Source organism: Gluconobacter sp. P5B12, from assembly GCF_018812035.1.
GTDB lineage: Bacteria > Pseudomonadota > Alphaproteobacteria > Acetobacterales > Acetobacteraceae > Gluconobacter.
The window spans coordinates 14,368-37,144 of sequence record NZ_JACRVV010000003.1; the positions used below are offsets into that span (position 1 = coordinate 14,368).

The following is a 22,777-nucleotide window of genomic DNA, read 5'->3' on the forward strand; positions in this document are numbered from 1 at the left end:
GTCATCCGTCCGTTGAGATAGGGGGCTAATGTCCCGGTTGGCGGTACGTTTCTCTGATCTTGACGAATGATCGCACGATAAGTTTCACAGACGCCCTGGCGAGTGATGATTGCTACTGTTCTGAGGCGAGATATCAAAAAGACAGGAGGCGTTTCCTGATGGGGGGCACCTCCTGTTTGATCCGTTAGATCGTTGCAGGCCAGTTAGTAGGAAATAAGGGGATCAATTCCTGTCAAAGGAGTGTCCTATCAAACCGAGAGGTTTGTCGAATTATCAATAGTATTATCGTTGATGCTGCTCTCGATCATAAATCCGTAAACTTTGTCGACGATGTCGAGTTTTGTTTTGCGGGCAGTTTGCGCATGATCGTGGAAAGTTTCTGTCTTCTTATTCCAGTCGTAGGAGAAAGTGAAATCATGCATGCCGATGATATCGAAGCCAGAGCCCATTTCGATCAGCGATAGGTGTTTGACGTCATAGTAAGGGACACTTACGGACGCACAAAGGCCACGAGCCCCCATCATCGAAGCGACAAGGTGGGCATGAAAACGTGTCGAAAAAACAAAATCGTTCGAGCTGATTTGGAAGCCGTTTTTCCAGAGATCATTGAAGTCCCGGACAACGATATCAGTCCGTCTGGATATGCTGACTACCTTGTCAATGATGATGTGGTCAGAAATGGCGTCCAGAGTAAGAAATTCAATGCCATTCTGTGCCTGGGGGCAATGCTCGATAAGCTTCAGGAGAAAGGAGACGACGAGGAAAGGATTGCTCCCCGGCTGGGCGGAGATGATTAATTTGCCCGGTCTGTCCTCATCACTTTGAGGTATAGGAGAGAGGAAGACATCGTCACACGAGAAGGATGCCTTGCTTTTCAGGCCCCAATGAATCAAGCGCTGATAGCTTTTTTCGTCTCGCACATCGATCCATGAGAAGACCTTGAAGAGTTCTCCGATAATACGCTCGTATGACTGATCGATAGGCTCTAGGCCAAGGCCGGTACCAAAAAGCTCGAACCCGGCTTCTTTCTTTAACTTTGCCAGAATTGCGATGATTGCGTAGTTAAAATAAAACTCACTATTCATGTAGCCACCGCCAATCATATGAACGCAGCGTGCTGATTTTATTAATTCGAGCCCATTGGCGAACGAAACTCCGCCGTCATTTTGGAAGCCAAGGTCCAAAATGTAATCAATTCCCTTGTTGATGGAGTTTCTGGATGCAGTCCATAAAGTGTCGGTAAATTTTATATTTTTGTAGTCTTTGAATGCCACTGCAGATACGCCCGGATTGCACGTATCTACCCAGATTTCTTCCAGCGGAAATTTGTTTGTTAGAAAATTAATCCATGTTTTGGCGATTAATTCATCACCAAAATTCAGATAACCAGAGTGGCAAACCAAGTATATCATAATGTTTCCGCTGTTACGGGTGATTTTTTCGATTTTCCATCATTTATAAAAATATTAAAAGGCATGATATAATTTGTTTCAGAATGATTTTTTTTGTAGGTGAAGCGGTAAACTAAAGTTGCAAGCTGGTGAGTCTGCTTTGACCTTTCTTGCCTATGTTGTGTTCTGGGGGGAATGTCTATGTTTTGGAATTTCCAAGTTTTCTAGGTGCTAACCGCGAAGTGCGACTGTGCAGCGTTAGAATTTCCACTTGAGACGATACGAGGAATATATCGTTTTATTGGGTTGTGTTATCGTAAGTGATTAATATGTAGGCGGCTTCTAAAAATAATTATTTCTGTACGGTGATAAAATCTGCTTATCGCGTGAGAAGAAAGCCTTGGCGGCTATTTTTCTCCCTAAGTTTCACAATTCGATAAATGCAGCGAACTTGGAAAACTTCGGGGGTATCTGCCGGAGATGTATGTCGGGTCCATCTACGAATTTGGTAAGGCGCATGATGATGCTTGTAACGTGCGGTAGATAGCGGTCGTAATTGCCTTTCAGATTATTGCAGGTTTGTGAGGTATAACGTGTTGAAATTTTTATATTAATTTCCGGTAAGTAAAATAATATATTTTTTATACGGGGGTTGGCTACTAAGGAAACTTTGGGTTGTCTAGGCAAAGAACTGGAGAAGGGGGGGCGTCTACCGCCCAGGCACCGAAAAAGTTATTACTGAAGGCTTTCTGGCAGAATGACCTCCAACTTGACCTAGGAAAAGGCGAATGCGACAATCTTTTTCTCTTTGAGAAGGTTTCAGGCGGGTTTGAGGAGTGCTGAACTTTCAAGGCGAGCTTTGCGGTAGGGGTATGTAAAGAGGTTGCGGCGAGGGTGGGTCCTGTTTGGAAGCCATGTCGTGCATAATATTGTTTGGTGTCGTTCGTGCCCAATTCCGTTCTTTTGAATGTTGCGGTTTGTGTTTCTGGCAGCCCGTTGTAAAGGTCGTCTTTGTTCATGAGTAATGTCAAGAAACTTGTCTCAGACTATTTGTTTCTAGGGTTTGTTGTTGTTCCGACACTGCTTTCAATTCTCTATTTCGGGTTTCTTGCGTCGGATGTTTATATTTCGGAATCGCGCTTTGTCGTGCGGTCTCCTGAAAAGCCTTCGATGAGTGGGTTGGGCGTCATGTTCAAGAGCGCTGGGATTGCCAATTCCAGCGATGAGGCATACGCCGCTGACGACTACATTATTTCCCGTGATGCGCTGCATTCTATCAACACGGACAACGCTTTTGTTCATGCGTACAGTGATCCGCATGTTTCAGTTTTCAATCGCTATGACCCGGTGAAAATCTCCTCATCTTTCGAGGACCTGTATCTCTATTTCCAGCGTAAGGTTAAGGTTGACAACAATTCTACGACTGGAATTACAACTCTGACGGTGCGGGCTTATCAGCCCCAAAATGCCCAGAAGTTCAATGAAGAGCTTTTGAAGATGGCTGAAGACACGGTCAACCATCTGAACGAAAGGGCGCGTTCAGATCTGATCCAGTTTGCAACGCGTGAAGTGCGAGAAGCTGAGGCTTCTGCTCAGAAAGCTGCAATTGCTATTGCTGATTACCGGAATAGCCACAGGATCATGAATCCGGAGCAGCAGGCATCCGGGCAGTTGCAGATGCTTTCCAAGTTCGAGGATGCGTTGATAGCAACACGTGCCCAGCTTGCGACGATGCAGAAAACGACGGCTAATAATCCTGGTATTGCAGTTCTTCAGAACCGCATCATGAGTCTCTCGAAGGAGATGACAAATGAGGTTACGAAAATTTCCGGCACTGACGGTTCCCTTGCATCCAAAGCGTCGGATTATCAGGGCCTGATCCTTGCGGACCAGATTGCGGGTAAGCAGCTTGCCGCCGCCGTTTCCTCTCTGGAGCAGGCGCAAATGGAAGCGCGGCGTCAGCAAAGCTATGTTGAACGGATTGCGCAGCCTAGCCTGCCTGATGCTTCTGAGGAGCCTTATCGTATGAGGGATATCTTCGCGACATTCCTCATGGGGCTCATTCTGTGGAATATCGCCCGGATGCTGAATGCAAGCGTTCGGGAACATATGGATTGACGGCCATGAGTTCACATGGCTCTTTTGCCCGCTCTTTCGTTATCCAGAGGCGTGTCATCTGGGCGCTCTTTCTGCGCGAAACCCTGACACGCTATGGGCGGCACAACATTGGTGTGCTGTGGCTTTTCGGCGAGCCAATGCTATTTACGCTGGGAATAACGACGCTCTGGACGCTGGGGCACATGTCTCACGCGTCTAACATTCCTATCGTGGCTTTCGCCCTGACAGGATATTCCACCGTTCTTGTATGGCGTAACATGCCCAACCGCCTGAATAAGGCGGTGGAAATCCATCTTGGCCTCATGCATCACAGGAATGTCAGACCCATAGATATTTATGCGGCGCGTCTGCTTCTGGAAGTGGGAGGCGTTACCACGTCATTTGTGGTTCTTTCGGCCCTGTTCTGTAGCATAGGCTGGATGGACCCTCCTGAGAATATTCTGGAAGTTATAGGAGGTTGGGTACTGATGGTCTGGTTCGGGGCGAGCCTGGCGATCCTTGTCGGTTCCATCAGCGAGCATTCAGAACTCTTTGAGCGGCTCTGGCACCCCATAACCTATCTTATGATTGGATTTTCAGGGCTTGGCTTTCTGGTGGATGCCATGCCTGCTGCATCGCAGTATTACCTTTTGATGATCCCGATGGTGAATTGTTCCGAAATTATCCGAGATGGATATTTCGGGTCTCTTTTCACCGCGCATTTCGATGTGATGTACGTTGTGATCTGGAACATCATTCAGTCTTTTTTTGCGATGATTGGCGTGAGGTTCGTTTCCCGAGGCATGACGCTGCAATGATCGAGTTCCGGGATGTCCGTAAAAATTATCATGTTCGAGGAGGGATTAATCGGGTTCTTAGGGGAGCCGATCTCTTAATCCGTCCAGGAGAGAAAGTTGGAATTCTCGGTCGGAATGGCGCGGGTAAATCGACTACAATCCGTCTCCTGAGTGGTTCGGAACTGCCGACTTCCGGTACTGTCGAGCGGCAGATGTCTGTATCATGGCCTTTGGCGTTCGGTGGGGCTTTCCAAGGTGCTCTGACTGGTAGGGATAATGCGAAGTGCATTTCACGTATCTACGGGCGGGAAATTGAAGATACTCTGCAGTTTATTCAAGATTTTGCCGAACTTGGCCTTTATTTTGACGAACCAGTAAGGACCTATTCGTCGGGAATGGCTGCGCGTCTGGCGTTCGCCATCTCGATGAGTATTGAGTTCGACTGCTTTCTCATTGATGAAGTTGTCCATGTTGGAGATCACAAATTCCATGAAAAGTGCCAGATTGAGCTTTTTGAAAAACGGGCGAACCGGGCACGAGTTATCGTTTCACATAACGAGGATTTTGTCCGGGAGCATTGTGAACGGGCATATGTGCTCAAAGATGGTCTGTTCCACTCGTTCGAAGACGTTGATGAGGCCATCGACTTTCATATTAACACCCTTCATGGAAATAATGGCTCTGGGGATATGAGCAAGCCGATGGTTGCCGTACCACGGCACGATCCGAATTCGATTTATGTTCCTCATCCAGCGATCGAACGTCGGTCTGATGTGCCTGAGGGAACCCAGATTACGTTATCAATCCCACCGTCCTCCATTTTTCCAGACTGCCGACATGAAGCATGGCTTTATCGGCCCGCTGGGTATGATGGACATAGTGCTCTGCCGCTGATGGTGTTTCAGGACGGATGGTGGTTTAAAGCCGACGATGGTCCGTGGCAGGTACCCGTGGTTCTGAACAATCTGATAGCGGATGGCCTGCTTCCACCTATGGCCGTGTTGTTTGTAGAGGCGGGGAAGCCAAACCAGAAGCACGGGCTGGCGAGTGAGCAGCGTTCCTTTGAGTATGACAGTTTGACGGATCATTATGTCCGCTTTCTGGACGAGGAGGTTTTTCCTGAGGTCCGCAAGCACGTCACGATTATGGATGATCCCGCCCAGAGAGCGATCGGGGGGTTCAGCAGTGGCGGCATCTGTGCGTTCACAGCTGCGTGGCAGCGTCCAGATGTGTTCGGAAAGGTCTTTTCCGCTTGCGGCAGTTTCGTGGATATCCGCGGGGGCGGAGCGTACCCGGATATCATCATGCAGTCCGATCCCAAGCCCTTGCGGGTATTCCTGCAGGTGGGGATCAATGCTCGGCTGTCCGGTCGCTTTGAAGGGTTGGACTGGCCGGCGGGAAATCGCACTATGGCTAGGGCTCTGGCCTTCAAGGGGTATGACTATCAGCTAGTGACTGGGGAAGGGGATCTTTCCCATGTTCATGGAGCGTCCATCCTTCCGGACGTCTTGCAATGGCTGTGGCGTTAAGGGCTCTTTTTTTGGTAGCTCGTTGACGAATTTTCTGAATGCCTCGGATGCGTCAATCTTTTTGGGAGTCTTGAATGCGTTATCTCGTTACTGGGGGCGCTGGTTTCGTCGGCAGTCATGTCGTTCTTGCTTTGCTAGACGCGGGTCATGAAGTGGTCGTTCTGGATAATCTGAGCACGGGTTATCGTGCAGCTGTCCCAGTCGGTGTGGCCTTCCACAAAGTGGATTTGCTTGACTATCAGGCAACTGCCGAAGTTGTTGCCCAAGGACCCTGGGATGGTGTTCTGCATTTTGCGGCTTTGTCCCTTGTCGGGGACAGTATGCGCGAACCGCTGCACTATCTGCGACAGAATTACTTGACGGCGTTGAATCTCGTGCAGACCTGCGTCGAGCAAGGGGTGAAGAAAATAGTTTTTTCTTCCACCGCAGCTCTCTTTGGTGGGCCTGAACGCCTGGATCCCATTCCTGAAACTGCACCGGTTCAGCCTGGGTCGCCTTACGGTGAGAGCAAGTTCATGATCGAACGTGTGCTGCACTGGGCTGACTCGATCTATGGTTTGAGGAGTGCCTGCCTACGGTATTTCAATGCCGCAGGAGCTGATCCGGAGGGACGGGCAGGGGAAGATCACCGCCCTGAAACCCACCTGATTCCCCTAACCATTGATGCCGCTCTGGGGCGCCGTCCGGCACTCAAGCTATTTGGTACGGACTATCCTACCAGAGACGGTTCTTGTATCCGCGATTATATCCACGTGACAGATCTTGCTGATGCCCATGTGCGTGCGCTTGGCCAGATCGACCATCGTAGCGTCACGTATAATATCGGTAACGGGCAGGGATATTCGAATCTGGAGGTCATTCGCAGTGTAGAGCGGGTGAGCGGACGGAAGGTTCCTTGGGAGGCTGCGCCGCGACGTGAGGGGGACCCTTCTCTACTTGTGGCTGATTCCACCACGCTTCGGAAGGAGACTGGCTGGGAGCCGCGTTTTGGAGATCTTGATCGCATTGTGGAGACCGCGCTGCGTTGGCGCGAGAGTCATCCCAATGGTTATGCAATATAATCGTGCAAAAATTTTTGAACTTGGAATAACGTTATGAGATTTTGTATTGTCGGCGCTGGCTTCAGTGGAGCCATTATTGCCCGTCACCTTTCAGAGAAGGGTCATAAAGTCCTTCTTCTTGACGAGCGGTCCCACATCGCCGGAAACTGTCATACCGAACGTGACAAAACGACGGGCGTGATGGTGCATCGTTATGGCCCACACATTTTTCATACTGCTGACCAGCGCGCGTGGGATTACATCCAGCAATTCGGGACGTTCCAGCCGTACATCAATCGGGTAAAGGCGATTTCCCAAGGACGTATGTACACGCTCCCGGTCAATCTCCTGACGATTAATCAGTTCTTCAATACGACTATGTCTCCCAAGGAGGCGCGTGCCTTTATCGCAGAAAAGGCTGACACGTCGATCAAGGAGCCGAAGAACTTCGAAGAGCAGGCACTCTCGATGATTGGTCCGGAGCTCTACAAAGCCTTTTTTTACGGATATACGAGGAAGCAGTGGGGACTGGAACCTACCGAGTTACCGGCTTCCATTCTCAAGAGGCTTCCGCTGCGCTTCAATTATGATGATAACTATTTCAATCATCCGTACCAGGGGATGCCGGAAGAGGGGTACTCGGCCATCGTCGAGAATATCCTGAAATCCGAGAACATCGAAGTTCGGCTGAATACGAAATTCGAAGATCTTTCCGAAGAATTCCAGCACGTTTTTTATACTGGGCCGATCGATCGTTATTTCGATTTCAGACTTGGACGTCTGGGGTACCGGACTCTTGATTTCGAACGCATCGACAGTGATGGAGACTATCAAGGTGCGGCAGTAATTAACTATTGCGATCAAGATGTTCCGTTTACGCGCATCTCAGAACATAAGCATTTTGCGCCATGGGAAGCGGATTCCTTAAAGAAAACGGTTTCTTTTCGGGAGTATAGTCGTTTAGCTGAGCCGAAGGATGTCCCATATTATCCAATTCGACTCGCCAATGAAAAAACAATGCTTGACAATTATATTTCTCTCGCGCGGGCTACTAAAGGAGTATCCTTCCTTGGTCGCCTGGGTACTTACCGTTACTTGGATATGGACGTGACGATTTCAGAAGCTTTGAAAGCTTGCGATCAAATTGATGAACTCTTGGCAGCAGACACCCAACTGCCGGCATTCTTCATCGATCCTTCCTGAGTAATTTTTTTGTCTTGCTAGCCTTGCTATACGCGTTTCGCGTGAGTGAGGCTTTGCGGTATGAAACGTGTTAATAAATTTTTGCAGGTAACGGTTTCTCCATGAATGTTCTTAATCGCACTCCAGAGGTAAGCAAGTATTCACATGCTGACCTTTTCCCGTTTTTTCCTATAAACTTCTCACCGGACCAGAGAAGCAAGTCCCTGTATATGGTAAAGCCGTATACAGATCTTGATGACAATGGGAATGTTATTGTTGAGCGTGGGCGTGTAGTTACGTTTGACGGTTTCATGACCGCGCTTTACGAACGTGAAATCAACCACATTGTTCCGAATGCAAAGCTTTATCTTGAGCTTGAAGTACAAGGAAGCTGTCGTGTTGGCCTGTTTCATCGTTCTCAGGCTGGTGTGGTCACCGAATTTGCGATGGAAAAGCATGTCGGCAAAGATCCTCATGAAGTCCGTACAATTCGCATTGATTTCGACATTGTAGGAGCTGAGGCTAAACTTGGCCGGTGGTACTTTACGATTGAAGCACTGGATTTTTATTCAGCAGCCCAAGAAACCAGTGAAAAGTCCGAAGCAGACGGCGGCACTCTTCTACATAAAGCATATCGGAGTGCATGGAATGCACTAGGTGTCGAAGGAACGCCAACCGATGTTATTCTGCGCCGCGCAACGTGGGGTGTGTACAATGCGAAGCTGCAGGAGGTCCGTCCTTGCTTCGTAATTTGCACTTTCCGTCGTGAGAAGCAGCTCGCGGGCAATGTGGACCGTCTGGTCAGCGCGCTTGAAGCAGAATACCCCGGTTACGGTATCATCATTGTCGATAATGCCCGGACGGTAGAACGTCAGGAACATTGGCCCGAAAACGTCCGCGTCATACAGCAGCGTAACGTTGGCGGGGCCGGTGGTTTCGGACGTGGTATGTTTGAAGCTTTGGAAAACGGTGGCTACACACATATCGTGATGCTCGACGACGATGCAGACGTTGAGAAAACGGCCATCGCGCGTATGACCAATTTGTTCCGGCTCAGCCTGGACCCGGAAGTATTTATTGGCGGCGCACAGCTTGACGTATACGACCCGTCTCGCCTGGCAGATGGTGGTGCGCACTGGGTTCCAGACCGCTTTGAGCGTCCTTTCGCACGACTCGCCCCAAGTGATCTGGGTGAGTTGTCCGCAAAAGACGCGCTCATGCGCAACCATTCGCTGAATTTCAACGGCTGGTGGCTCTTCGGCGGTCATGTGGATGGTTTCCGCAAGTTCGGAATGCCGCTCCCCTGCTTTGTGCATCTGGATGACGTTGAATATGGCGTGCGTCTGACAATGCGCGGCGGCCATGTACTGTCTATTCCGGGGATCGCAGTCTGGCATGAGCCGTATTATGCAAAGCCCGAAGGTTGGTTTGCGTATTACAATATCCGCAATGAGCTGATTCGCCTCTCCTGCCATATTGAGGTGCTGTATGCGCTTCTCGTCGGAGACAGTTTCGAGACGTCCCGCGAAGAAGTCGATAAGCGCATTTCCAAGATCATGCGTCGTGTCACCCGTTTGCTTCTTCGGCGCTTCCGTGGTTTTGCCGACATTTACCACTACGGTTCGGCTATGCTGCTTGTTCTGGCAGTTGAGGACTTTCTTAAGGGCCCAAGCATTCTCGCAGACACGGATGCTGCGGATCTGCATGCGGATATCATGAAGGTCTACAAACGCTTCAACGCCAATCACCGCTTCGAGAAGTCTCTTCCAGTTGGTGTAATTCCTACCCCGCCTGGGACATCTGACAAGTTCATTGTTCCGTGGGTTAGCCGTACGAAACGTGGACGGGGTGTTCTTCTTCGCGGCTACAATCTCTATCAGCGTTTGAGCCGTAACGGGAACGTATCGCTGATGACGAGAAAGAAGACGCCGCTGGATGCGATTTCAGCACGTCGCCGTCAGATGACGGTCTTTAATAGCCGTAATGATATTAACTGGCGCGATATCCGCTCTGGTCGTGACTGGGCGTACTATGATCCTCAGCAAATCGGATATCATATCTTTTCGAATGACCCCGAGCTTTATAAGGAAGCGCGCGAGCGTTTGTCCAAGGCGCTGCGTGCCTACCGCAAGGACGTCTCCAGCGTTCAGCTTCAATGGGCGAACGAGTACGATCGTCTGATTTCAGAGCCATTCTGGCGCGATTTGGTCCAGACGTTCGATCGCGTCTGAATGTAAGGTCAATGCCAGCTTGGTACCTGTTACAACCTTCGAGAGCATCTTCTTCCCTTGAGATGTTCTCAAAGGATCTGTTCCCGCAGGCTTGGGCTGCTCATGCACGATTTGAGCATGTGGGGCTTCGGGTGCAGGCGGAAGCTGAACTGCTGGTAAAAGTTTTCCGACACTTAAAAGGGGCAACTCCAGAATTAATTCTGGAGTTGCCCTCTGTGCAGGGGGAGATGGTTCTTGCTCTGCCGCCTCTGACCGAATGCGGGGACCGTCTCTCCTACAATCTGTATGAGGGCAATCGCGAAATTCCGTTGCAGCCTCAGAGCATTGTAGTGGATTGGGTTTGTGATCGACCTCCCGAACGCCAAGTCGGTATTGCGGTCGTAGTGTGTACCCGAGATAGGGACCCGCAGCTTCAGATGCTTGTTGGCCAGATCGCCCCTCAAATGGGGGATGTGGAAAGCTGCATCATTGTTAATCAGGGAAAGGTCGCTCTCAAGGACCGATTGGTTTTGGAGGGTGATCAGAAAAAATATCGGATTTTCGAGCAGGACAACCTAGGGGGAGCGGGCGGCTTTACTCGCGGCATTATGGAAGCCTTGAAGGACCAGAATGTTACGCACGTCCTGCTTATGGATGATGATGTAGAAGTCGATGCAGGTTTGTTTTGTCGTCTTCGTTCCGCCTTGTCGTATGTTGTTTCTCCCAAAACATGCTTGGGCGGAGCAATGATCAATCTTGATCAGCGGGATCGTCTCCTGTCTGTCGGGCATGGTTTTGATCCTATCAAGGCAATTACGACAGACTTTTTGCCTCGTAAGGGAGTGCGTTTAGGGGAAACTGAGGCTCGCTCCTTCCTTGAGCGACCTCTCGATGTCGATTTCTGCGGGTGGTGGTTCTTCTGCTTCCCTCGTCAGGCGGTAGAGGTTAACGGGCTGCCATTACCTTTGTTTCTTCGTGGAGACGATGCGGAATATGGTCTGCGCTTGAAGCGTGCAGGTTTTCCGACGGTTATGTGGCCAGGGATTTATGTTGCTCACCCGCATCTGCTGAACCAGACAAGACCATGGCATCAGTATTACGATCGACGAAACGCGCTTGTCTGCGCAGCACTTCAGTGTGGTTTCGTACCATCTCCGGCTATCATTCGGCTTGTTCGAGGGGTCTTTAACGCGATTGCTTTGTATCGCTATGCGGAAGCACGTGCCGGGATTCGAGCGCTGCAAGCATATCTTGATGGGGCAGAGGGTCTAGAGCGCTGGAGCGAGGAAGGGCATCGTGCCCTTGTAGAAGATGATGAGGTGACGTGTCAGTCTTTAGGGCAGGAACGGGTTTTTCTAAAAACGTTCGATACGCCTCTGTCACGAACCATTATCACAGTCCTTCGGGTGTTGGGAGATATTCTAGCCCAGAGAAACGCTATAACCACTCAGGCTGTAAAGGTTGATGCTACGTGCTGGAAGGTCGGGACGATTCACCGCCCCGTTAGTGTGTGGCTCGTTGGCGAGAGGCAGATAATACATATCTGGCGCGATGCCGCTCAGGCGCGCGACATTGCGCTGAGTCTGCTTCGTCTAATGTTTTTTCTCGCGACACGACGATCACGGAAGCCTGAAACTCTATTGAGGCTATCGGCGCCAAGATGGTGGGCAAAACGTCTAGGTGTTTCGATAGACTGAGGATTTTTTTAAGGGGTTCGTGCCCATTAATTGTTTTTTTGTTCATTCGTTGGTGGTCTTGTTTTACAAGAAATCCTCTGCGTTGGCTCCCAAAAACAAAGTGTTGAGCCGTTAATGCATGTAATGGCATTAAGTCATATCAAAACATAATATTGCATCGCTATCGTCCCTATGGGCGGTATAATCAGCGAAAAAAATACTATTTTTCTTACATCCCAGAGAATTTATTCTTGAGTATATAGTGCGTATTCTAGGATAATCAATTCGAATATTAATTTTTGATGAACAGATAGTAGGAAGGAAATGATATAGGCTGCAGGATAGGGGGAATTTATTTACGTTTAAAAAATATGGCATAGACAATTATTATATTGGAATAATTGCAATGTACTTAATGTCTTCTTAGAATAAAATCGGGTAAATTTATAATTTTATATATTCAGCACGTATAGTAATAATAAATTAGTCTATAAGCATATTGTTAGTTTATTTTTTTTTGAATGTTGAGGTTGTATAGTGCCGCAAAATGTAAAGTGGAGTGGATAGCGGGTCTGATGAGTTCTTGTCGTCTGAATACGTGGATTATATAATTTTCCAGATTATGGCGGAGAGGGTGGGATTCGAACCCACGGTACGCTTCCACGCACGGCGGTTTTCAAGACCGCTGCCTTAAACCACTCGGCCACCTCTCCGGACCCCGACCGTAAAATCGGGAGTCGTGTCCTGCGTGCAGGACGTGGGCGGCTTCATGCGATGAGATGGCTCCCACGTCAAGTCTCCTTCTTTGTTACATACCTTGGAGGGGTTTACTCTTCGAAACAGGACATGGGGCGTTTTGTAACGAAGAAACTGCCATCTTGAAGGGAATGGGGCGGGAACGCTTTTTCGCCTCTCATCACCATCAAGGATATAGCATCCATGACGGCATTTCGTCTTTCTGTTCTCCTCCCAGCTCTAGCTTCCGTTGGGCTGTTGGCTGGTTCCTCTCTGGCGCACGCCCATCCAGGTGCGCCTGGACCGCAGCTTGATAGCCTACATGGCAGGCCGGGTCCGGGAGGGGGGCTGCCACCGTTCCCGCCGGGAATAACTCTGACTGAGGCCCAGAAGGCTCAGGTCCATAAGATTTTCAGCCAAGGCCATGAGGAGATGAAGGCTCGGCATGAAAAGCTGAAGGCACTTCGGGACAAGATCCGCACGGCTCTTTCCGTGGAGGGTGATCTGGATCGCATGCTCCTCACGGATCTGACCAAGCAGGAATCCGACCTGCATGTGCAGGAAGCGCAGGCGCGACTGGAGACGCAGGAGAAGCTTCATGATATTCTGACGCCTGAGCAGCGCCGTCAGGCAAACGCGACCATGGAGAAAATTCGTTCGCTCCATGATCAGTTGGGCGCCATTATGGGCCACCCGCCTGAAGATGGACCGCCGCCTGCACCCTGATTCCTGAGGTTGAGGCGCTCTATTGCTTGACGTCCGCGTCACGAAGCGATAGAGCGAACCTGTTTCCGGACACGCCACATCGCGAAGGCTCGCGCAGTGGCGTGTTTCTGCTTGCTATAAGGTGGCCCGTTGTTCGATCAACTCTCAGGTAAGATGTCCGGTGTCCTCGAAGGGCTTTCCAAGAATGGAAAGCTCTCGGAGGCTGATGTCACCGAGGCCATGCGTGAAGTTCGTCTCGCGATGCTGGAGGCGGACGTCGCGTTGCCGGTCGTGCGGGACTTCGTCAATAAGGTGCGTGAGCGTGCAGTTGGTCATGAAGTGCTGGAAAGCATTTCTCCTGGCCAGGCTGTCGCCAAAATTGTTAACGATGCCCTGATTGACGCGCTCGGCGGCGCCGGTGTTGCTCCTCTGAATCTTTCAGCTGTGCCGCCAGTTCCCTTGCTGATGGTTGGTCTGCAGGGTTCGGGAAAGACCACGACGTCGGGTAAAATCGCCCTGCGTCTCTCTTCCCGTGAGCGCAAGAAGATTCTTCTGGCGAGCTTGGATGTGCAGCGTCCAGCAGCGCAGCTCCAGCTTCAGCAGCTTGCTGAGCGCGTCAACGCGATTACAGGGCTGGTAAAGTCTCTGCCAATCGTAGCGGGGCAGTCGCCGGTAGATATCGCGAAGCGTGCGCTGGAAACAGCCCGTCGCGAAGGCTACGATATCGTCATTCTCGATACCGCTGGCCGACTGTCTATCGACGAAGCTCTGATGGACGAGGTTCGCGAGATCCGTTCTGTCACGAACCCGGCAGAAACGCTGTTGGTCGTGGACGCGATGACGGGGCAGGACGCGGTCAATACAGCCAAGTCCTTCAATGAAGCCGTCGGTATTACCGGCGTCGTCATGAGCCGAATGGATGGTGATGCCCGTGGCGGTGCCGCACTGTCCATGAAGGCCATTACGGGCGCACCGATCAAGCTGACGGGTTCTGGCGAAAAGCTGGAAGCGCTCGAAGAATTCCATCCGGAACGTGTAGCTGGCCGCATTCTGGGGTTGGGTGACGTTGCTGGCCTCGTGGAACGCGCAGCGGAAACGCTCGACCACGAAGAAGGCGAGCGCGTAGCCAAAAAGATGCTCGCCGGTAAGTTTGATCTGGATGACTACGTGTCCCAGATCAACCAGATCAACCGTATGGGGTCGATCTCGGGCATTCTCGGCATGCTTCCTGGTATGGGTAAGATCAAGGATATGCTGGGTGACAAGGAGATCGACACGTCGATTTTCAAACGTCACAAGGCCATCATTTCCTCGATGACCAAGCAGGAGCGCAAAACGCCGGGGATCATCAAGGCATCCCGTAAAAAGCGGATCGCCTCGGGTTCTGGAACGACGGTTCAGGAAGTGAACCGTCTGCTCAAGCAGTTTGACGACATGTCCACAATGATGAAGCGCATCAGCAAAATGGGCCTTGGTGGCCTGATGCGCGGAATGGGTGGGGCAGGTGGTCTGGCCGACATGATGAAGGGAATGGGCAAGCCCGGTGGGCGCCCGCCTTTCGTCTGATCAGCATCAAGTTTTCAAGTTTGTCTTTCAGGAGTTTTTCATGAGCCTCAAGATTCGTCTTTCACGCGCTGGTGCCAAGAAGCGTCCGTACTACCACATCGTCGTTGCAGACAGCCGCAGCCCGCGCGATGGCCGTTTCATTGAAAAGGTTGGCGCATACAACCCAATGCTGCCGTCCGACCATGCTGATCGTATCCGCCTCGATGGCGAGCGCATCCAGCATTGGCTCGCCAACGGCGCGCAGGCAACCGACCGCGTTGCACGTTTCCTCGGCAACGCTGGTCTAGCTCCGAAGCCTGCTTACAGCGAGCAGCCGAAGAAGTCCGCTCCGAAGGCCAAGGCTCAGGCTCGCGCTGCAGAAGCCGCCGCTGCTGCAGCTGCCGCAGCCTGATCTACTGCTGACGTTTCAGGACGCTTGATCCGTGCCACCCTTTAAACCTGACAGTGATGTCCTGATCGCGACCATCGGTCGTCCGCATGGCGTGCGCGGTCTGGTTCATCTTCATGCTGCTACTGATGATCCGGCTTCTGTCGAGATGTTTGGTGCGCTGCATGATGAGCGTGGGGTTGTATGGACAGCACGGTGGGTTTCTCCCGGAGTGGCTGCGCTTGCAGATGCCCAAGGGAATACCCTGCCAGACCGAACAGCTGCCGAACGACTGGTTAACCGTCGTTTGTATGTTGCGCGTGAGCTTCTGCCGACTGTCGAGGAAGACGAGTTCTATCATGCCGACCTGATCGGCATGACTGCAGTTTCCGAAGATGGTGAAGTGCTTGGAACCGTTTCCGTAGTTCATGACTATGGTGCGGGTGTCAGCCTCGAGATTGATCGAGGTCTGATCGTTCCATTCACGCTGGCTTGTGTGCCGCATGTCGATCTCGCGCACCGTCGCGTCACCGTCGTGCCGCCAGTTGAAGTCGAGGTCGAAGGTGATCTCGATGGAGAGGTACAGGTTCGGGTATGAGTTGGCGCGCTGACATCCTGACCCTGTTTCCGGACATGTTTCCGGGGCCGCTAGGGTTTTCCCTGGCGGGCAGGGCGCTTGATCGCGGTATCTGGTCTTGTGAATCGCATGATCTGCGTGAGCATGGACTGGGTCGTCATCGCGCTGTGGATGATACGCCGTTTGGCGGCGGAGCTGGCATGGTCATGCGGGCAGATGTTCTGGATACGGCTCTTTCAGCGCTTCCGGCGCTGGATGGTCGTCCTGTCATCTATCCGACACCCCGTGGGCGCCGTCTGTCGCATGAAGATGCAGAGCGTTTCGTGGCAGGGCCAGGTGTTGTGGTTCTGTGTGGGCGTTTTGAAGGTATTGACGAGCGTGTGCTGGAAAAGCACGACATCGAACAGTTCAGTATGGGCGATGTCGTGCTGTCAGGCGGAGAAATTCCGGCCCTGATGCTTCTGGACGCATGTGTGCGTCTTTTACCGGGAGTGATGGGTTCCCAGATTAGTGGTCAGGACGAAAGTTTTGCCGACGGTCTGCTGGAGTACCCGCAATATACGAAGCCGGCGGTCTGGGATGGGCGCGAAGTGCCCGAAATCCTGCTCTCCGGCAATCATGGTGCCATCGCCCGCTGGCGTCATGAACAGTCAATCGCCGTCACGAAGGCACGTCGCCCCGATCTGTGGGATGCGTACCTGGCGCGACAGCAGGTTCATTGAATTTTTGTTTCCAGGAGTTTGGTCATGAACATTATCCAGCAGTACGAGGCGCGCGAAATCGAGCGTCTTTCCACGGCTCGCGCCGTTCCGGAATTCATCGCAGGTGACACGGTTCGCGTTGGCGTCCGCGTTGTCGAAGGTACGCGTGAGCGCGTGCAGAACTTCGAAGGCGTTGTCATTGCCCGTTCCAACAAGGGTCTGAACAGCAACTTCACGGTTCGCAAGATTTCCAACGGTGAAGGCGTGGAGCGTGTATTCCCGCTGTACGCTCCGTCCCTCGCCAGCATCGAAGTGGTGCGTCGTGGTAAGGTGCGTCGCGCAAAGCTGTACTACCTGCGTGGCCGTTCGGGTAAGTCTGCCCGTATTGCAGAGCGCCCGCGCGATCTGCCGAAGGCTGGCGAAAAAGCCGCTTCCTAAGTCAAGGTTGGAGTATAAGGATGCCCGTTTCTTCTTCGCCCAGAACCCTGTTTGACAAGATCTGGGCCGATCACGTCGTTGACCGTCTCGAAGACGGGACGTGCATCCTATACATCGACCGTCACCTCGTTCACGAGGTGACAAGCCCGCAGGCTTTTGAAGGTCTGCGGATGGCCGGACGTCGCCTGCGTCGTCCGGACGCAACAGTCGCCGTGGTGGACCACAACGTCCCCACGTCCGACCGTTCCCAGCCGATTGAAGAGCCGGAAAGCCGTCTCCAGATCGAAACGCTGGAGAAGAACGTCGCTGAGTTCGGCGTTCCATATTTCCCGCTGCGTTCCGCGTCTCAAGGCATCGTTCACGTTGTGGGTCCGGAGCAGGGTATTTCCCTGCCAGGCATGACAATCGTTTGTGGTGACAGTCATACCTCGACGCACGGCGCACTCGGCGCGCTTGCATTTGGTATTGGCACGTCCGAAGTCGAACACGTCATGGCGACCCAGACGCTTCTCCAGAAGCCCGCAAAGAACATGCGTGTTTCTGTTGAGGGCAAAGTGGGTCCGGGCGTAACGGCCAAGGACATCATGCTGGCCATTATCGGCAAAATCGGTACGGCAGGTGGCACCGGGCATGTGATCGAATTTGCCGGCTCTGCAATCCGTGATCTGGACATGGCCGGGCGTATGACGCTCTGCAACATGTCCATTGAAGGCGGTGCAAAGGCTGGTCTGGTCGCACCCGACGAAACAACCTTCGCATACGTGAATGGCCGTCCGTTTGCGCCGAAGGGTGAAGCGTTCGAGCAGGCCTGTGCTTACTGGCGTACGCTGGCATCGGATGAAGGCGCTCATTTCGACACGGAAGTGACGTTGAAGGCCGAGGACATTGTGCCTTCCGTCACTTGGGGTAACAGCCCGCAGGACGTTTTGCCGATTGATGGCATCGTGCCGTCCCCATCTGATTTTAAGGATCCCGCACAGGCCGCGCAAGTCCAGCGCGCTCTGGATTATATGGGCCTTACGGCTGGCCAGAAGATTGCCGGAACGCCCGTCGATGTGGTGTTCATTGGCTCCTGCACCAACAGCCGTCTAGAAGATCTGCGAGCTGCTGCTGAAGTTGTGCGCGGGCGGCATGTTGCGAAGACTGTTCGCGCCATGATCGTTCCAGGCTCAGGCCTCGTGAAGGCTGCTGCCGAAGCCGAAGGGCTGGACAAGATTTTCCTTGAGGCCGGTTTTGAGTGGCGCGAGGCAGGCTGCTCGATGTGTCTGGGGATGAACCCGGATCGTCTGACGCCGGGACAGCGTTGCGCTTCTACGTCCAACCGTAACTTTGAAGGTCGTCAGGGGCCGGGCGGCAGAACGCATTTGTGTTCCCCATCCATGGCTGCAGCCGCGGCTGTGACGGGCACGCTATGTGATGTGCGTGAGCTGATGAAGGAAACCGTCTGATGGACAAGTTCACGGAACTGACCGCCATTGCGGCTCCGATGCCGAATGAGAACATTGATACCGATCAGATCATTCCGGCGCGCTTCCTGAAGACCATCCAGCGCACAGGTCTTGGCAAGAACGCCTTTGCGGCGCAGCGCTACGACGAGAATGGCAACGAGAACCCGGACTTTGTGCTGAATAAAGAGCCGTATCGTCAGGCTGAAATCCTCATCACCTATGACAATCTCGGTTGCGGCTCGTCTCGTGAGCATGCGCCGTGGGCTCTGCTGGATTTCGGCATCCGCTGTGTCATCGCGCCGAGCTTTGCCGATATTTTTTTCAATAACTGTTTCAAGAACGGTATCCTGCCGATCCGTTTGCCACGGGAAATCTGTGACGAACTGATGGGTGATGCACGCCAGGGTTCGAATTCCCGTCTGACGGTCGATCTGGAAAAGCAGATCATCATTCGCCCCGACGGGAATGTTGTGCCGTTTGAAGTTGATCCCTTCCGCCGTCACATGCTGCTTGAAGGTCTGGACGATATCGGCCAGACGCTGGCGCATGATGCGGAAATCAGCAGCTTTGAACATCAGGCCAGCCGTGCATGGGTGCCGTCAATCAGCATGGGAACTGCAAAATGAGTGAAGCCCACAAGCTTCTTGTTCTTGCCGGTGATGGTATCGGCCCGGAAGTCATGCGTGAAGTTGCACGAATTGTGCATTGGCTGGACGCAAACCGTGGCCTGAAGCTGGACATTACGGAAGAACTCGTTGGCGCGGCTTCCCTTGCAGTCCATGGCGTTCCTATCCGTGATGAGGTTATCGACCTTGCTCGGAAGTCTGATGCGGTTCTGTTCGGCTCTGTTGGGGATCCGGCCTGGGGTCATGTCGGGTTCGACAAGCGCCCTGAAGTGGCCATTCTGAAGCTGCGCAAGGAGCTTGAGCTTTTCGCAAACCTTCGCCCGGCCCAGCTTTTTGATGCGTTGATTGATGCGTCTGCCCTGAAGCCGGAAGTGGTGCGCGGCCTGGATATCATGATCGTCCGTGAGACGGTGGGTGGTATCTATTTCGGTGAGCCACGCGGCATCGAGACGCTTCCGGATGGTTCTCGTCGCGGAATCAATACGGAAGTTTACACGACGTCCGAAATCGAGCGTGTTGCCCGTGTTGCTTTCGAGATGGCCCGTCAGCGCGGAAACCGTGTCTGTTCCGTCGAGAAGTGCAATGTGATGGAAAGCGGCCTTCTGTGGAAGGAAGTCGTCACCGATCTGCACAAGCGCGAATATCAGGATGTGGAATTGTCCCACATGCTGGCCGATAACTGCGCCATGCAGCTCGTTCGTAACCCGAACCAGTTTGATGTGATCGTTACGGGCAACCTGTTCGGCGATATCCTGTCCGATCTGGCGTCGATGCTCACGGGTTCTCTGGGTATGCTTCCGTCTGCAACGCTCGGCATTGTCCGTGAAGATGGCAAGCGCAATGCGCTGTATGAGCCGATCCATGGCAGCGCGCCGGATATCGCTGGCAAGGGCATTGCAAACCCGCTGGCGCAGATCCTGTCTTTCGCGATGCTGCTGCGTTACTCGCTCAACCGGGCTGAGGATGCAGAACTAATCGAAAAGGCAGTGTCAAACGTTCTGGCAAGCGGCCTGCGCACCGCTGACATCATGTCTCCAGGCATGGCTCGCGTTGGCACCGATATGATGGGACAGGCTGTTTTGCGCGAAATGGAAAAGCTGGCCTGATTTTACCCTAAATTGTCTCTGCTTAAGGGCCGGGTAGTTCCATAAGGAGCCGCCCGGCTTTTTTTGTGCACGAAAAACGTGTCAGTCATGTGCCGATGGGCTGTGGTCAAATGAGGGCGGACGGCGCTAGGGTCTCTGCGCGATAAAGCCACCGGGAACCCATCATGTCTCTCATTGCCGACCGTCTGAACCGTATTCTGCCGAGCCAGACGATTGCGATTACCCAGAAAGCCCGTGCCCTGAAGGCAGAGGGCCGCGACATTATCAGTCTTTCAGCTGGTGAGCCGGATTTTGATACGCCGGATTTCGTCAAGCAGGCCGCCATTCAGGCCATTCAGAATGGCGAGACGAAATACACGGATGTTGCAGGTACGATGCCGCTGCGTGAAGCCGTTGCGGCCCGACTGAACGCTGATTTCGATCTGGATTACCGCGCTGAGGAAATTTGCGTTTCGACTGGCGGCAAGCAGGTCATTTATAATGTGATGGTTGCCACCCTGAATGCGGGCGATGAAGTCATCATTCCGGCTCCGGCCTGGGTGTCTTACCCTGATATCGTCTCGCTGGCAGACGGAACACCTGTCGTAATCCAGACAACGGCTGAGAACGGTTTCCGCCTGACGGCAGACCAGCTTCGCGCTGCCATTACGCCGAAGACGAAATGGCTGATGCTGAACTCGCCCTGTAATCCGACAGGTGCAGCTTATGACGAGCATCATCTCAAGGCGCTGACTGAAGTTTTGTTAGAGCATCCGCATGTGTGGATCCTGACGGACGATATGTACGCCAAGCTGATGTATGAAGGTGCCGTCGCCAAGACGTTTGTGCAGGTCGAACCGCGTCTGCGCGACCGGACGGTGACGATGAATGGCGTGTCCAAGGCCTACGCCATGACGGGCTGGCGGATTGGCTTTTCCGCAGCGCCTGTGGAACTGACGCGCCAGCTGATCAAGCTGCAAGGACAGAGCACGAGCAATCCATGCTCCATCGCTCAGGCTGCGGCCAAGGAGGCCGTTTCAGGCCCGCAGGATTTCATTGGGGAAATGGTGAGCGTTTATGAGCAGCGCCGCAATCTTGTGGTGTCCATGCTCAACGACGCACCTGGCCTGAGCTGCGCAAAGCCGGAAGGCGCGTTTTATGTCTTTCCGTCCATCGAGGGAACGCTTGGTAAAACGAGTAAGGGCGGTCATCTGATCGATAGTGACGAGATCTTTGTCACGGCTCTTCTGGATGAAACGGGCGTTGCTGCGGTTCACGGAAGTGCTTTCCTGACGCCCGGATATTTCCGGATTTCCTATGCCACCAGCACCGAGCTTCTGAAGGAAGCCTGCACCCGCATTCAGCAGTTCTGTCAGGGCCTGTCATGACGTTTCGCATTGCATCCCGTCTGGCAACACTCCCCAAGCCAGCCACTATCGCTATGGCAGCGCGGGCCCGCGAATTGCGGGCGGAGGGTGAAGACGTCATTTCACTTGCCCTTGGACAGCCGGATTTTCCATCACCGCCAGAAGCCATTGAAGCCGCTTATGCAGCCGGGTTGGCTGGTGATACGGGTTATCCTCCCATTCCGGGCCAGAAGGCGCTGATTGACGCCATTATTCATAAGTTCAAGCGAGATAATGATCTGACGGTCACGTCTGACCGTATTATGGTGGCCAATGGTGGCAAGCAGGTCATCTATAATGCGTTTGCGGCAACGCTGGATGACGGGGACGAAGTTATCGTTCCCGCGCCTTACTGGGTCAGTTATCCACTGATTGCCCGGATGCTGGGTGGGACGGCCGTTGAAATTCCCTGTCCGGAAGAAAATGGTTTCCGGCCTGATGCAGCGACAATCAAGGCTGCGATTACGCCTAAAACCCGTTGGCTGGTTCTCAATTTTCCGAACAATCCCACCGGTGCCATCCTTGAACGTCATAACCTTGAAGCCATTGCCGATGTCTTGCGCGAGGCGCCGCATGTTCTTGTCATGTCTGATGAAATTTACGAGCACCTGACGTTTGATGGTCGCAGGCATCTGTCCATCTTGCAGGTGGCGCCGGATCTGGCAGACCGCATTCTGGTCATCAATGGTATGGCCAAGGCCTACGCTATGACGGGCTGGCGCGTCGGTTTTGCATGTGGTCCGACGCCGCTCATCAAGGCGATGATTGCGGTGCAGGGGAATACAACGTCCGGTGTTTGCACACTTGCTCAGGCAGGCTCTGCTGCTGCGTTGAAAGGTGGGCTGGATCGTATTGAGCAGATGCGCGAAACCTACCAGCGTCGTCGGGATAAGATGGTTGAAGCGCTTCAGGCTATTCCAGGACTGACATGCGCCGTTCCGGAAGGCGCTTTCTACGTTTATCCAGGTGTTGGCGAACTGATTGGCGGCACTTCTGCCAGTGGGCGATTGCTGGATACGGACGTGGCATTTGCAGAGGCGTTGCTTGAAGAGGCTCATGTTGCGACCGTTCCGGGAACTGCGTTTGGCTTTAGCCCTTATCTGCGCCTCTCATGTGCAGCGTCCGATGACCAGCTTGCAGAGGCATGCCGCCGCATTGATGGGTTTGTAAAAGGTATCCGCAAAACCTGAGAAGCATGGAC

General features: G+C 52.8%; 19 protein-coding genes and 1 tRNA gene. 18 read left to right on the forward strand and 2 right to left on the reverse strand.

Going from position 1 to position 22,777, the window contains the following annotated elements:
* Window positions 1–248: 248 nt before the first annotated feature.
* Window positions 249–1,412, reverse strand: a complete 1,164-nt coding sequence (locus tag KP702_RS06860) for a polysaccharide pyruvyl transferase family protein (RefSeq protein WP_215768704.1) — start codon at window positions 1,410–1,412, stop codon at window positions 249–251.
* 996 nt (window positions 1,413–2,408) lie between these two features.
* Here KP702_RS06860 and KP702_RS06865 point away from each other — a divergent pair.
* From KP702_RS06865 to KP702_RS06895, 7 genes are all read left to right on the forward strand, one after another.
* Window positions 2,409–3,509 carry a hypothetical protein gene (locus KP702_RS06865; RefSeq protein WP_202208436.1) on the forward strand — a complete coding sequence of 367 codons (1,101 nt, stop codon included), beginning with the start codon at window positions 2,409–2,411 and terminating at the stop codon, window positions 3,507–3,509.
* A gap of 5 nt (window positions 3,510–3,514) precedes the next feature.
* Complete coding sequence (locus KP702_RS06870) at window positions 3,515–4,306, forward strand: ABC transporter permease (protein ID WP_237390080.1); 792 nt, start codon at window positions 3,515–3,517, stop codon at window positions 4,304–4,306.
* Window positions 4,303–5,814, forward strand: a complete 1,512-nt coding sequence (locus KP702_RS16450) for an ATP-binding cassette domain-containing protein (protein WP_202208438.1) — start codon at window positions 4,303–4,305, stop codon at window positions 5,812–5,814. The genes KP702_RS06870 and KP702_RS16450 overlap by 4 nt, the downstream gene beginning before the upstream one ends.
* A gap of 74 nt (window positions 5,815–5,888) precedes the next feature.
* Window positions 5,889–6,875 (forward strand): UDP-glucose 4-epimerase GalE, encoded by a 987-nt coding sequence (galE, locus tag KP702_RS06880; RefSeq protein WP_202208439.1) that lies wholly within the window; start codon window positions 5,889–5,891, stop codon window positions 6,873–6,875.
* A 33-nt stretch (window positions 6,876–6,908) separates the two neighbouring features.
* Window positions 6,909–8,057: a UDP-galactopyranose mutase gene (glf, locus tag KP702_RS06885; protein WP_215768705.1), complete on the forward strand. Its 1,149-nt coding sequence runs from the start codon at window positions 6,909–6,911 to the stop codon at window positions 8,055–8,057.
* Window positions 8,058–8,266: 209 nt separating this feature from the next.
* The gene (locus tag KP702_RS06890) at window positions 8,267–10,267 is read left to right on the forward strand and encodes a glycosyltransferase (RefSeq protein WP_237390082.1); all 2,001 of its coding nucleotides are present in this window, start codon (window positions 8,267–8,269) and stop codon (window positions 10,265–10,267) included.
* A 62-nt stretch (window positions 10,268–10,329) separates the two neighbouring features.
* The gene (locus KP702_RS06895; protein WP_202208443.1) at window positions 10,330–11,943 is read left to right on the forward strand and encodes a glycosyltransferase family 2 protein; all 1,614 of its coding nucleotides are present in this window, start codon (window positions 10,330–10,332) and stop codon (window positions 11,941–11,943) included.
* Between the two features lie 602 nt (window positions 11,944–12,545).
* Here the strand turns inward: KP702_RS06895 and KP702_RS06900 are convergent.
* Window positions 12,546–12,635: transfer RNA gene (locus KP702_RS06900), tRNA-Ser, on the reverse strand.
* 226 nt (window positions 12,636–12,861) lie between these two features.
* Between KP702_RS06900 and KP702_RS06905 the strand changes: the two genes are divergently transcribed.
* The 11 genes from KP702_RS06905 to KP702_RS06955 all read left to right on the forward strand — a co-directional run bounded on the left by KP702_RS06905 (window position 12,862) and on the right by KP702_RS06955 (window position 22,766).
* Window positions 12,862–13,383, forward strand: coding sequence for a Spy/CpxP family protein refolding chaperone (locus KP702_RS06905; protein ID WP_202208444.1), 522 nt, complete (start codon window positions 12,862–12,864; stop codon window positions 13,381–13,383).
* 129 nt (window positions 13,384–13,512) lie between these two features.
* Complete coding sequence (ffh, locus tag KP702_RS06910) at window positions 13,513–14,928, forward strand: signal recognition particle protein (protein ID WP_202208446.1); 1,416 nt, start codon at window positions 13,513–13,515, stop codon at window positions 14,926–14,928.
* A 40-nt stretch (window positions 14,929–14,968) separates the two neighbouring features.
* Window positions 14,969–15,319: a 30S ribosomal protein S16 gene (rpsP, locus tag KP702_RS06915; RefSeq protein ID WP_202208448.1), complete on the forward strand. Its 351-nt coding sequence runs from the start codon at window positions 14,969–14,971 to the stop codon at window positions 15,317–15,319.
* Window positions 15,320–15,350: 31 nt separating this feature from the next.
* A complete protein-coding gene (gene rimM, locus KP702_RS06920; RefSeq protein WP_202208450.1) occupies window positions 15,351–15,893 on the forward strand; it encodes a ribosome maturation factor RimM in 543 nt (180 codons plus the stop codon).
* Window positions 15,890–16,594 (forward strand): tRNA (guanosine(37)-N1)-methyltransferase TrmD, encoded by a 705-nt coding sequence (gene trmD, locus KP702_RS06925; RefSeq protein ID WP_202208452.1) that lies wholly within the window; start codon window positions 15,890–15,892, stop codon window positions 16,592–16,594. The genes rimM and trmD overlap by 4 nt, the downstream gene beginning before the upstream one ends.
* A gap of 24 nt (window positions 16,595–16,618) precedes the next feature.
* Window positions 16,619–17,011, forward strand: coding sequence for a 50S ribosomal protein L19 (rplS, locus tag KP702_RS06930; protein WP_007283497.1), 393 nt, complete (start codon window positions 16,619–16,621; stop codon window positions 17,009–17,011).
* A gap of 20 nt (window positions 17,012–17,031) precedes the next feature.
* On the forward strand, window positions 17,032–18,459 hold the full coding sequence (gene leuC, locus KP702_RS06935; RefSeq protein ID WP_202208454.1) for a 3-isopropylmalate dehydratase large subunit: 1,428 nt from the start codon (window positions 17,032–17,034) through the stop codon (window positions 18,457–18,459).
* A complete protein-coding gene (gene leuD, locus KP702_RS06940) occupies window positions 18,459–19,085 on the forward strand; it encodes a 3-isopropylmalate dehydratase small subunit (RefSeq protein ID WP_064273079.1) in 627 nt (208 codons plus the stop codon). Before leuC ends, leuD begins: the two co-directional genes overlap by 1 nt.
* Window positions 19,082–20,191 carry a 3-isopropylmalate dehydrogenase gene (leuB, locus tag KP702_RS06945; RefSeq protein ID WP_086633647.1) on the forward strand — a complete coding sequence of 370 codons (1,110 nt, stop codon included), beginning with the start codon at window positions 19,082–19,084 and terminating at the stop codon, window positions 20,189–20,191. Before leuD ends, leuB begins: the two co-directional genes overlap by 4 nt.
* 164 nt (window positions 20,192–20,355) lie before the next feature.
* Entirely contained in the window at window positions 20,356–21,558 is a 1,203-nt protein-coding gene (locus KP702_RS06950) for a pyridoxal phosphate-dependent aminotransferase (protein WP_215768706.1), read from the forward strand.
* Entirely contained in the window at window positions 21,555–22,766 is a 1,212-nt protein-coding gene (locus KP702_RS06955) for a pyridoxal phosphate-dependent aminotransferase (protein ID WP_202208458.1), read from the forward strand. The genes KP702_RS06950 and KP702_RS06955 overlap by 4 nt, the downstream gene beginning before the upstream one ends.
* Window positions 22,767–22,777: the final 11 nt, after the last annotated feature.

What these genes read in the sequence shown, in the direction of transcription:
- KP702_RS06860 (WP_215768704.1), bottom strand. Translation starts at nt 1,412, where the DNA reads ATGATATACTTGGTTTGCCACTCTGGTTATCTGAATTTTGGTGATGAA.
- KP702_RS06865 (WP_202208436.1), top strand. Translation starts at nt 2,409, where the DNA reads ATGAGTAATGTCAAGAAACTTGTCTCAGACTATTTGTTTCTAGGGTTT.
- KP702_RS06870 (WP_237390080.1), top strand. Translation starts at nt 3,515, where the DNA reads ATGAGTTCACATGGCTCTTTTGCCCGCTCTTTCGTTATCCAGAGGCGT.
- KP702_RS16450 (WP_202208438.1), top strand. Translation starts at nt 4,303, where the DNA reads ATGATCGAGTTCCGGGATGTCCGTAAAAATTATCATGTTCGAGGAGGG.
- galE (WP_202208439.1), top strand. Translation starts at nt 5,889, where the DNA reads ATGCGTTATCTCGTTACTGGGGGCGCTGGTTTCGTCGGCAGTCATGTC.
- glf (WP_215768705.1), top strand. Translation starts at nt 6,909, where the DNA reads ATGAGATTTTGTATTGTCGGCGCTGGCTTCAGTGGAGCCATTATTGCC.
- KP702_RS06890 (WP_237390082.1), top strand. Translation starts at nt 8,267, where the DNA reads ATGGTAAAGCCGTATACAGATCTTGATGACAATGGGAATGTTATTGTT.
- KP702_RS06895 (WP_202208443.1), top strand. Translation starts at nt 10,330, where the DNA reads ATGTTCTCAAAGGATCTGTTCCCGCAGGCTTGGGCTGCTCATGCACGA.
- KP702_RS06905 (WP_202208444.1), top strand. Translation starts at nt 12,862, where the DNA reads ATGACGGCATTTCGTCTTTCTGTTCTCCTCCCAGCTCTAGCTTCCGTT.
- rpsP (WP_202208448.1), top strand. Translation starts at nt 14,969, where the DNA reads ATGAGCCTCAAGATTCGTCTTTCACGCGCTGGTGCCAAGAAGCGTCCG.
- trmD (WP_202208452.1), top strand. Translation starts at nt 15,890, where the DNA reads ATGAGTTGGCGCGCTGACATCCTGACCCTGTTTCCGGACATGTTTCCG.
- rplS (WP_007283497.1), top strand. Translation starts at nt 16,619, where the DNA reads ATGAACATTATCCAGCAGTACGAGGCGCGCGAAATCGAGCGTCTTTCC.
- leuC (WP_202208454.1), top strand. Translation starts at nt 17,032, where the DNA reads ATGCCCGTTTCTTCTTCGCCCAGAACCCTGTTTGACAAGATCTGGGCC.
- leuD (WP_064273079.1), top strand. Translation starts at nt 18,459, where the DNA reads ATGGACAAGTTCACGGAACTGACCGCCATTGCGGCTCCGATGCCGAAT.
- leuB (WP_086633647.1), top strand. Translation starts at nt 19,082, where the DNA reads ATGAGTGAAGCCCACAAGCTTCTTGTTCTTGCCGGTGATGGTATCGGC.
- KP702_RS06950 (WP_215768706.1), top strand. Translation starts at nt 20,356, where the DNA reads ATGTCTCTCATTGCCGACCGTCTGAACCGTATTCTGCCGAGCCAGACG.
- KP702_RS06955 (WP_202208458.1), top strand. Translation starts at nt 21,555, where the DNA reads ATGACGTTTCGCATTGCATCCCGTCTGGCAACACTCCCCAAGCCAGCC.